Source organism: Thermodesulfobacteriota bacterium (genome assembly GCA_040756475.1).
GTDB lineage: Bacteria > Desulfobacterota > Deferrisomatia > Deferrisomatales > JACRMM01 > JBFLZB01.
The window spans coordinates 1-9065 of sequence record JBFLZB010000179.1; the positions used below are offsets into that span (position 1 = coordinate 1).

A 9065-nucleotide genomic window follows, 5' to 3' on the forward strand; every position below is an offset into this window, starting at 1 on the left:
CCCCGATCCGGTGGATCCCCAGGGCTCAGCGCCGGTAGTCGCGACGCCGGGAGGCCTGCGCCATCCGCGGCCGGCGCGCCGCCTCGCCCCCGTGCCCGTTGCCGCCCACGCGAAAGGCGCTCAGATGCACCACGCGCCCGTCGGCCGCGAGGGCTCCCCCCGAGAGGCCCGGGGCCTCGAGGCGCACGTCCTCCCCCAGGCCCACCCCGGGGAAGCGCTCGGCCTTGGCCGCCCCGAGCCGGGCGAGGAAGTCCCGGGCGCCGCGCAGCTCTTTGTCGCCGCCGACCTCGCCGCTGCCCTCGGCCTCCAGGGCGTCGAGGGCGTAGCTCCCCACGAGCTTTCCCCAGAGCTTTTCCAGGGTGGCGGGGGCGTCGAAGAGGTCGAGCCCCACCACGCGCCCCGCCACGGCGAAGACCGCGCCCGCCTGCCCCTCGCCGGGCGGGAGCCTCTTTTCGTAGCCGCCCAGGTCCCCGGCCCGCTCCTCGAACATCGCCCCCATGGCCCCCGTGGGGGAGGCGACGCCGAAGGCAGCCGCCCGGCTCTCGATGGCCTCCCACACCTGGCCCTGGTCGGCCCGACGGGTTCCGGAGGCGCGAAGCGACGCCGACACCTGGGCCGCCTTGGCGGCCCGCCCCTGGGCGAAGTGGGCCCGCCTGGCGGAGGCGAACTCCGCCGACGCGTAGTGCCAGCGCCCCTGCTCCACGCAGGTGACGGGGACCGTGACGGTCTGCTTGTCCCCCACGAGGATGCTCACGTTGAGGGTGCGGTTCTGCTTGGCGCCCACGAGTTCTTCTCCGTCCACCAGGAGGACCTTCTCCGCGCCCTCGTTGACGAAGCGAAGCTCCGGGACGCTCCCGCCCTCGGAGATCTCGGTCACCCGGGCGACGCCGCGCTCCAGGGCCTCGTCGAGGGTGAGGTAGTCCGGCTCCCGGACGCCGGAGCCGAGCACGAACAGGGGGAAGACGGTGAGGCCGCGAAAGGTCTGGGGGGCGCCCAGGGAGAGGGCGCCGAGGGTCTCGGCGATGAGGGTCATGGTCGTCCTCCTGGGGCGGCGGGGCGCACCCGCCCGGAAACGGCCGGCGCGTTACCGGAAGGGGAGGGGAGCTCCCCGGGGGAAGGCGGCGCCGGCACCGTATGCCCTCAGGATACGGGGGACGTATGACAGATCCTGTCAGTCGAAAGGCAGAAACGAAATACGAGGAAGGTTCACGCCAAGGGACGGCCGTCGTAGAGGGCGGCAAGCCGGGCGACTTCCTCGCGGGCGGCGCGGCGAAGCGCCGGGGGGCCCACCACCTCGGCCCGGGCGCCGAAGCGAAGAACGGCGTGGAGCACTTCGCGCTCGCCCCGCACCGGCACCTCGAGGAGGATCCAACCGGGGCCCTCTTCCAGCACGGCCTGGGCCGGGTGCAGCGGGCGCTGGAGCACGTAGCGGGCGGCCTCGTCCCGGAAGCGAAGCTGCGCCCGGTAGGCCTCGCCCAGGTAGATCCCGAGGCTCGCGTCCAGGAGGTCTTCCGGCTCGAACCCGGGGGGTTTCGTGAACTCCTCGTCGAGGGGCTCCACGTCCCGGATGCGGTCGGCCAGGAAGACCCGCTCGGTGCCCCGCAGGTGGCAGTGGCCCAGGAGGTAGATGTCCCCCTGGTAGAGGCGCAGGCAGTAGGGGTCCACCAGGCGCTCGGTAAGCTCCCCCTTGAGGTTTTCGTAGGTCAGGCGCACCCGGCAGGAGTCGGCGGCCTGCTCCTGGAGGATGCGCACGACCCCCAGGAGCTTCGGGGAGTGGGTCACCGGGGAGCGGTGGGTGAGGGCGACCTTGGAGCGGCCCACGTAGTCGCGGATGGAGGGGGGGAAGGCGTGCTGGAGCTTCACGAGCGCCGACTCCAGAAGCTCGTGGTAGGCGCTGTTGGCAAACAGCGGGGAGAGGAGCGTCGCGTGGAAGAGCCCCAGGGCCTCCGCCAGGTCGAAGGGGATCTGGGGCGGGGAGTAGCCGCGCAGGAGCCGGTAGCGCACGTACTTGCCGTCGGCCACCTTCTCGGTGGGGAAGCCCGCGGCCTCCAGGGCCTCCAGGTCTCGGCGGGCGGTGCGCTTGCCCACCTCCAGGAGCCGGGCGAGCTCCTCCACTGTCTTCCCGCGGTAGGAGACCGCGAGCTCCTGGAGAAGCGTCCACTGGCGGATGAGCTGGTTCGACGGCATGGGGTCCCCCTCCTCTCGTCGGCGCGGCAGGCATTCCGGGAAGACCGGGTACGAGGTCCCGGGCTCGGCCCCCGGCCCCGATCTGCCTCCCCGTGCCCCCTATCGGCCGCCGCGCCGCTTCGCGAAAGGGCGCTGCCCGCCTTCCCTGCCAGGGGGGAGTTCAGGTCCCCGCAGCGGGGTGGTGGCTATTCACCCCCGGTTGATCGCCTCGGCGAATGGATTCCGGGCCTTGGCACTGCCTGTGCCGCAAGTCTGGTTTCGACAGGGTCCAGGATGCCGACGGCGACACCGTGGCCGTGTGCGAGGCAGGCGCCAGAGCCCCTCGGTGAGGGTAACGCTACCGCGTTGGCGTCCCACCGTGACGCCCTGTCACCGCCCGGCTCAGGCTCCGAGCAGCTCCCGGTGCCCCTGCACCTGGGCGGCCAGGACCGCGATGAGCGGCTGGGGCACCCCTGCGGCGGCGAGCTCTTCCGGGTAGGCCGGCAGCGCTTCGAGGACCTCTTCCAGGATCTCGGCCGGCGCAGGCACGCCGAGTCGATGTCCGAAGGCGATGAGCTCGCGGCCCGAGGGACAAACGTGCCCGGTGGCGTAGCGCAAGACGTGCTCGACCTCCCCGCTCGTGCCCGGGACAAGGTCGTAGGCCGGCGAGAGGCGCCAACCGTGCTCGTCGTGGAGAAGGGTGAAGTTCTTGAGGTGGTCGTCGATGTTTCCCACGGCGGCGTTGAAAGCCGCTTGGCGAAACAGCGCCGCGAGGTCTTCTTCGGGCCGGGCCGAAAGCCGCCGCAGCACCGCGAAAAGGTCCGCATAGCCCAGTTGGTACCATCCCTGGGCTTGAAGCAGGGTCTGGAAACTGAGCATGTGGCGCCGCCCGCCCGCTGGAGTCACGTCGAACCGGTGGACGAGCAGCACCTGGTGGCGCCCGCAGGTCACCAGATGCGTATGGGGGACGTTGAGCCCAGCCCGGCGAGCCAGCGCCATCGTCGCGGCCTCCAGTGCGACGATCGGGTGGAAGTCTCCCGGTCGCGGGAACTTGGCGATTGCCGGCACGGGGCCGTCGAAAACAAGCGCCTTGGGCCGGGCCCCGCCGGCGGAGCTTCCCGCCCGCAACAGGAGTGCGAGATCCGGGTCCTCGAGCGCAAGCCCCTGCTCCAGGCGCTGGGCGGCCTCCACCAGGCGCTCGAGCTCCGGCAGCCCTGGGGTGGGATCGGGAGGCAAGGGGCTGCCTTCGGTCGAGAAAGACAGCGCCCCGAGTCCCGAGCTCCCCAGCGCCCGCAGAAGATGCGCGGCAGTCTGCTCATGGCGCGGCAGCCTCGCCCGGCGCACCAGGAGCCGCCGGCCCCAGTCGTCGGGGAGCGCGTCGGAAAAGCAAAGCGCCACGCCCGCCTCCCGGCGGTACACGGCCTGGCCCGGCCCCAGCGGTAGCTCCGCCGGATCGAGGGCAAACGCTTGCGGATGGGCCAGAAACTCCGGGGCATAGACGAAGGCTCCTTCCCCGGACTCGGGATCGCACACGGTCTGCCCGGCGCGAAGTCGCTGCCCGTCTGGGAGCGTCACCCACACGGCAAGCCCGATCACGGAGCCGCCCTCCGGGTACGCGCCCGCTGACGCCGGGGGCGTTGCTCGGCCTCCCAGCGGGCGAACAGATCCCTCGGCGGCGCGAGCACGCCCGAGAGATCCTCGAGCCGGCCGAGCACGGCGAGCGCCTCGGCGAGCACACCCAGGCCGACCGCGGGGTCTCCCTGCTCAAGCTTTCGCAAGGTCGGCACGCTCACCGCCAGACGCAGGGCAAACCGGTGCTGTGGCTCGTTTCGGGCCAAGCGCGCCTGGCGAAGCCGCGCACCGAGCGCCCGCAGGGCGGCTTGGGTGTCTTCGGAAAACATCGTTTCCAGTATAGCCGCTGATTGGCGCTTACGAAAGCGATGATTTCCGAAAAGACGAATGGCGTGCTGGTTCGGGAGTGGGCGCGGCTCCGGTCAAAGGCCCGGCGCCTGGAGCGCCCGTGTGCGTCCTACCGCGACGCCGTGGGGGAAGTGCGCCAGGTGCTTCGCCGGCTCCTGGACGAGGGGCGCGGGGTGGACTTGGGCGAGAGCACCGTCGCGTCACCGTCGCGTCACCGTCGCGGCGAGCGCCTACCCGGACCAGTGCTCTTGGTGGGGCAAAGTCCGGCGCGACGCCTGTCCGTAGCCGACGGCATTACCGAGGCCCTGGGCCATGCCCCTGTACCGCGTGGACATCTCCACCCTGGTCTCAAAGTACATCGGGGAGACGGAGAAGAACCTCGACCGGGTCTTCGCCCGGGCGGCGGCGTCAGGTCCCGTGCTCCTTCTTGACGAGGCCGACGCCCTGCTTGGCAGGCGCACAAGCGTCAGGGACAGCCACGACCGCTACGCCGACCAGGGAGTCGGCCACCTCCTGGCGCGGGTGGATGCATACGACGGGGTCGTGATCCTGGCAGCGAACAGGGAAGAGGGTGTCGATCCGGAGCTCGCGCGGCGGGTCAGATGGACGCTCAGCGTTGGGGGAGGCTGAGGCGGCAGTGCGGCGGCTTCCCCGAGGGCACGACTTCAGGTGGGCACAGCGTGTTGATCTCCTCTCTGTCAGTCGCAGTGCAGCCGGCCTCCGGGATGGTGAGGGCGACGGGCATCAGGCTGGGTCCGGCGCCGTCCGAAGGGTGGTTTCGCTGGCTGGAAATATGGCTGGAAAGAGCCTCGCCGGGACGGAAAAACGGGCACCCAGACCGTGGTCTAAGTGCCCGTTTTCATTGGCTGGTAGCGGGGGCAGGACTTGAACCTGCAACCTTCGGGTTATGAGCCCGACGAGCTACCAAATTGCTCCACCCCGCGACAGGAGGGCGCATTATACGCGCCTTCGCGCTGCTGTCAAGGGCTGGCCAACACCTGGATCCACCGCCTGGGTGGCGAGCGGGGTCCGGGAGCCCTTGCGCTCCGCCCCGCAATCCGCGATGTTCGGAGGGGGCGTCTCTGAGGGAGCCGGTGCGCCGAGTCTCACAGGTTTCGGCCTCGCTGCTGCGGTTCGGTCGAGGCGGTACGGGGCTGCGCTCCAGGACTCCCGGACCCCGCCCCAAAGATTTGGTGGTGGATTCTGGAACAGGGCTGGACAGCCGGCGCCGTGCCCGAGTCACCAGGCGTGCTTCACGCCCCGCACGCAGCGGTTTGCGTGGGCCGGGGTCGGGTAGGCTCGGCACAGGGCGGGCTTGGTGGGGTGGATGGCGCAGCGGCGGGGCCCGTCGGGGGCGCGCACGAGGTAGGGGCAGGCTTCCAGGTGGTCTCCGGTGCCGGGATCGCACCAGATCACTCCCGCGTCCCCCACCCGCGACAGGAGATCGGTGCGGCCTTCGGCCCGCCACCGCTCCAGGTCCTCGGCTGCAGCCCGCAGGTGGCCTGCGTAGACCTCGCAGCACACGCCGCAGGCGCGGCAGCCGGCGCTTCGGCCCTTCTTCCTCCCCAGGTGCCCCCACACTCTCAGCACGGATTCCTCCCCGCCTGCCCGTTGCCTTCCGCCGCGCCCCCTGCTCTAATGTGGCTCCCGGTCGGTCGGCACCGGCCCGCCCCTTCACCCCAGGACGCCCATGTACACCACCGAAGATCTTCGAGTCCAGGCCATGAGCCCGATCGTCGCGCCGGAAGACCTCAAGCGCGTCTTCCCGCTGACCGCCGGCGCAGCGGAGTTCGTGGCCGGCTCCCGCCGCCAGATCCAGGACCTCCTCTACGGTCGCGACCGGCGCCTCCTGGCCGTGGTGGGGCCCTGCTCGGTGCACGACCCGGCGGCCGCCCTGGAGTACGCCGGCCGCCTGGCCGCCCTGGGCCGGGAGCTCGCGGATCGCCTCTTCTTCGTGATGCGGGTCTACTTCGAGAAGCCCCGCACCCGGATGGGCTGGAAGGGGCTCATCAACGACCCGGACCTGGACGGCACGTACCGCATCTCCAAGGGCCTGGGCATCGCCCGACGGCTGCTGTGCGAGATTACCGAACTGGGCCTGCCCGTGGCTACCGAGACCCTCGGGCCCATCAACCCCCAGTACCTGGCGGACCTCATCAGTTGGGGGTGCATCGGGGCCCGCACGAGCGAGTCCCAGATCCACCGGGAGATGGTGAGCGGGCTGTCCTTTCCGGTGGGGATCAAGAACTCCACCGACGGCAACCTTGCCAACGCCGTCGACGCCCTCAAGGCCGCGGGCCAGTCCCACAGCTTCTTGGGGATCACCCACGGGGGCCGGGCCGCCATCGTGCAGACGGCGGGCAACCCCGACGTGCACATCGTGCTGCGGGGCGGGGGCGGCCGCCCCAACTACGGGCCCGAGGACGTGGCGCGCACCGAGGCCCTGCTGGAGGAGGCCGGCCTTCCCCGGGCGATCGTGGTGGACTGCAGCCACGCCAACTCCGGCAAGGACCCGTGCCGGCAGCATCTGGTGCTGGAGAGCGTGACCGCGCAGGTGGCCGCCGGGAACCGGTCCCTCTTCGGCTTCATGGTGGAGAGCAACCTGGAGGCCGGCAACCAGCCCATACCGGAAGATCCTCGAAAGCTCCGCTACGGCGTCTCGGTAACCGACGCCTGCGCCGACTGGGTCAGCACCGAGGCCATGCTTCGGCGGGCCTGGGAGGAGCTGGGCCGCTGCGGCGGGCGACGGCTCGGGTGACCGCCCCCGGCGCAGCTGCCGGTTTGCCCCGCAGGGCCGCCGGGCCCCGCCGATGAACGTCCTCGACGTCGCGGACCTCTGCAAGGCCTATGGATCTACCACCGTCCTCGGCGGGGTGACCTTCGCCCTGGGAGAGAGGGAGAAGGTGGGCCTGGTGGGCCGCAACGGCTGCGGCAAGTCCACCCTGTTTCGCATCCTCGCGGGGTACGAACCGCCCGACGCCGGCCGCATCACCACCCGCCGGGGCGCGACCCTCGCCCATCTGCCCCAGGTCCCCGCCCTGGCGCCGGAGGCCACGGTGCGCCAGGTGCTCGAAGCCCACCTGGGGGAAGCCCGGGAGAAGCTCGCCCGCCACCGGTCCGCTTCCCAGGCCCTCGCGCAGGCCTCCGGCCCCGAGGCGGCACGGCTCCTCGCCGAGCAGGAGGCCCTGCACGGGTGGCTCGACCAGCACGGGGCCTGGGCGCTGGACCACCGGGTCGAGGCCATGTGCTCCCGCTTCGCCCTCCACGATCCGGAGGCCCGGGTGGGCACCCTCTCGGGAGGCTGGACCCAGCGCGTGGCCCTGGCGGGCATTCTCCTCTGCGCCCCCGACGTGCTCCTCCTGGACGAGCCCACCAACCAGCTCGACGCCGAGACCGTGGAGTGGCTGGAAGAGCACTTGCAGACCTACCCGGGGGCCGTGCTCCTGGTGACCCACGACCGGTACTTCCTCGATCGGGTGGTCTCGCGGATGTTCGAGCTCGAGGGCGGGCGCCTGACGCCGTACGAGGGCGGGTACTCCGCGTATCTCGAGCAGAAGGCCGAGCGGCTGGCGCGGGAGGACGAGGCACAGGCCCGCCTGCTGAACCTCCTGCGGCGCGAGGAGGCGTGGCTGGCCCGGGGCGCCAAGGCCCGCACCACCAAGCAGAAGGCCCGCATCGGCCGGGTCGAGGACCTGCAGGCTCGCCAGGCCCCCGCCGCCAAGAGGGAGCTCGCCCTCGCGCTCGCCCCGGACGAGCGCCTGCGCCTCGGGGGGACCATCCTCGAAGCCGAAGGCCTCGCGGTGGAGGCGGTCGGACAGGTGCTGGTGCGCGGCCTCGACCTTCGCTTGCGGGCCGGTGAGCGGGTGGGCATCCTGGGGCCCAATGGGTGCGGCAAGACGACCCTCGTGCGCGCCCTCCTGGGCGAGGTCGCCCCCGCGGCCGGCCGGGTAACCCTGGGCCGGAACACCCGGATCGGGTACCTGGACCAGGCCCGCAGCGGGCTGGACGACGCCGAGACCGTGGCCGGGAGCATCGGGGACGGCGAGTGGGTGTCCTTGCCGGGTGCCGGGGAGCGCCGGCGGCACAAGTCCGCCTACCTCGAAGACTTCCTCTTCTCTCGGGCGGACCACCGGCGGCCCGTGTCCACCCTCTCGGGGGGCGAGCGGGCCCGGCTGCTCCTCGCCCGCCTGCTCCTCGTGGGGGCCAACGTGCTCGTGCTCGACGAGCCCACCAACGACCTCGACATCCCCACCCTGCAGGTGCTCGACGAGGCCCTGGCGTCGTTTCCCGGGTGCGTGCTCCTGGTCACCCACGACCGCTACTTCCTCGACCGCGTCGCCACCGGCATCCTCCACTTCGAGGGCGACGGCCGGGTGGTCTTCTACGAGGGGAACTACGAGACCTTCACGCGCCTGCGGGCAGGGCGCTCCGAAAGCGCAGAGCAGCCGCAGCCGAAGTCTTCCCGGCCAGCCGTATCGCCCTCCCCGCCGGCAGCGCGAAGATCGGGGATTTCCTATCGGGAGCGAGAGGAGCTCGCCGCTGTGGAAGAGGAGATCGGGCGGCTGGAGGCCCGCAAGCGAGAGGTCGAGGGGTGCCTCTCCGACCCGTCGGCCCTCCCGGGCGGCCGCCGTGAGCTGCAAAGCCTCTCGGAGGAGCTCACCGCCCTCGGGACCCGCCTCGACACCCTCCTGGCGCGGTGGGAGGAGCTCGAGTCCCGGCGCTAGAGGCTCGCTCCCCCAACAAGAGAGGTACCCTTGCGATCCGTGTGGGTTCGCATATCCGCCGAGAGCCCCGAAATGCGGCCAGCTCACCCGTAGGGGCGCACAGCGTGCGCCCACCATCGGGCCCACCCTGAACCCTCCGGGCGCACGCCGTGCGCCCCTACGCGCCCAAGACCTCCGGCTTGGCTTGCCACTGGATCGACCCACACGATCCGGAAAAGAACGCTCTGGTGTCGGCGGGCTAGCCCGCTGCTGCGG

8 protein-coding genes and 1 tRNA gene are annotated in these 9065 nt (G+C 71.6%); 3 read left to right on the plus strand and 6 right to left on the minus strand.

Annotation, left to right across the window (positions count from 1 at the left end; translation table 11 throughout):
* Nucleotides 1–25 precede the first annotated feature (25 nt).
* From AB1578_19085 to AB1578_19100, 4 genes are all read right to left on the minus strand, one after another.
* Nucleotides 26–1033 carry a DUF6569 family protein gene (locus AB1578_19085; protein ID MEW6490000.1) on the minus strand — a complete coding sequence of 336 codons (1008 nt, stop codon included), beginning with the start codon at nucleotides 1031–1033 and terminating at the stop codon, nucleotides 26–28.
* Nucleotides 1034–1206: 173 nt separating this feature from the next.
* On the minus strand, nucleotides 1207–2187 hold the full coding sequence (locus AB1578_19090) for a WYL domain-containing protein (protein MEW6490001.1): 981 nt from the start codon (nucleotides 2185–2187) through the stop codon (nucleotides 1207–1209).
* A 381-nt stretch (nucleotides 2188–2568) separates the two neighbouring features.
* Nucleotides 2569–3762, minus strand: coding sequence for a HipA domain-containing protein (locus tag AB1578_19095; protein MEW6490002.1), 1194 nt, complete (start codon nucleotides 3760–3762; stop codon nucleotides 2569–2571).
* Complete coding sequence (locus AB1578_19100) at nucleotides 3759–4067, minus strand: helix-turn-helix domain-containing protein (protein MEW6490003.1); 309 nt, start codon at nucleotides 4065–4067, stop codon at nucleotides 3759–3761. The genes AB1578_19095 and AB1578_19100 overlap by 4 nt, the downstream gene beginning before the upstream one ends.
* 331 nt (nucleotides 4068–4398) lie before the next feature.
* On the opposite strand from AB1578_19100, the gene AB1578_19105 reads away from it, so the two are divergent.
* Complete coding sequence (locus AB1578_19105; protein ID MEW6490004.1) at nucleotides 4399–4716, plus strand: AAA family ATPase; 318 nt, start codon at nucleotides 4399–4401, stop codon at nucleotides 4714–4716.
* A gap of 237 nt (nucleotides 4717–4953) precedes the next feature.
* Here AB1578_19105 and AB1578_19110 read toward each other — a convergent pair.
* Both AB1578_19110 and AB1578_19115 read right to left on the minus strand, forming a co-directional pair.
* A tRNA-Met gene (locus tag AB1578_19110) sits at nucleotides 4954–5030 on the minus strand.
* A 295-nt stretch (nucleotides 5031–5325) separates the two neighbouring features.
* Entirely contained in the window at nucleotides 5326–5676 is a 351-nt protein-coding gene (locus tag AB1578_19115; protein ID MEW6490005.1) for a YkgJ family cysteine cluster protein, read from the minus strand.
* Nucleotides 5677–5776: 100 nt separating this feature from the next.
* On the opposite strand from AB1578_19115, the gene AB1578_19120 reads away from it, so the two are divergent.
* Both AB1578_19120 and AB1578_19125 read left to right on the plus strand, forming a co-directional pair.
* A complete protein-coding gene (locus tag AB1578_19120; GenBank protein MEW6490006.1) occupies nucleotides 5777–6844 on the plus strand; it encodes a 3-deoxy-7-phosphoheptulonate synthase in 1068 nt (355 codons plus the stop codon).
* 52 nt (nucleotides 6845–6896) lie between these two features.
* On the plus strand, nucleotides 6897–8810 hold the full coding sequence (locus AB1578_19125; GenBank protein MEW6490007.1) for an ABC-F family ATP-binding cassette domain-containing protein: 1914 nt from the start codon (nucleotides 6897–6899) through the stop codon (nucleotides 8808–8810).
* The last annotated feature ends 255 nt before the right edge of the window (nucleotides 8811–9065 follow it).

Bases quoted from the DNA above. Each gene is read 5' to 3' on its own strand.
- AB1578_19085 (MEW6490000.1), bottom strand. From the start codon at position 1,033: ATGACCCTCATCGCCGAGACCCTCGGCGCCCTCTCCCTGGGCGCCCCC.
- AB1578_19100 (MEW6490003.1), bottom strand. From the start codon at position 4,067: ATGTTTTCCGAAGACACCCAAGCCGCCCTGCGGGCGCTCGGTGCGCGG.
- AB1578_19125 (MEW6490007.1), top strand. From the start codon at position 6,897: ATGAACGTCCTCGACGTCGCGGACCTCTGCAAGGCCTATGGATCTACC.
- AB1578_19090 (MEW6490001.1), bottom strand. From the start codon at position 2,187: ATGCCGTCGAACCAGCTCATCCGCCAGTGGACGCTTCTCCAGGAGCTC.
- AB1578_19105 (MEW6490004.1), top strand. From the start codon at position 4,399: ATGCCCCTGTACCGCGTGGACATCTCCACCCTGGTCTCAAAGTACATC.
- AB1578_19120 (MEW6490006.1), top strand. From the start codon at position 5,777: ATGTACACCACCGAAGATCTTCGAGTCCAGGCCATGAGCCCGATCGTC.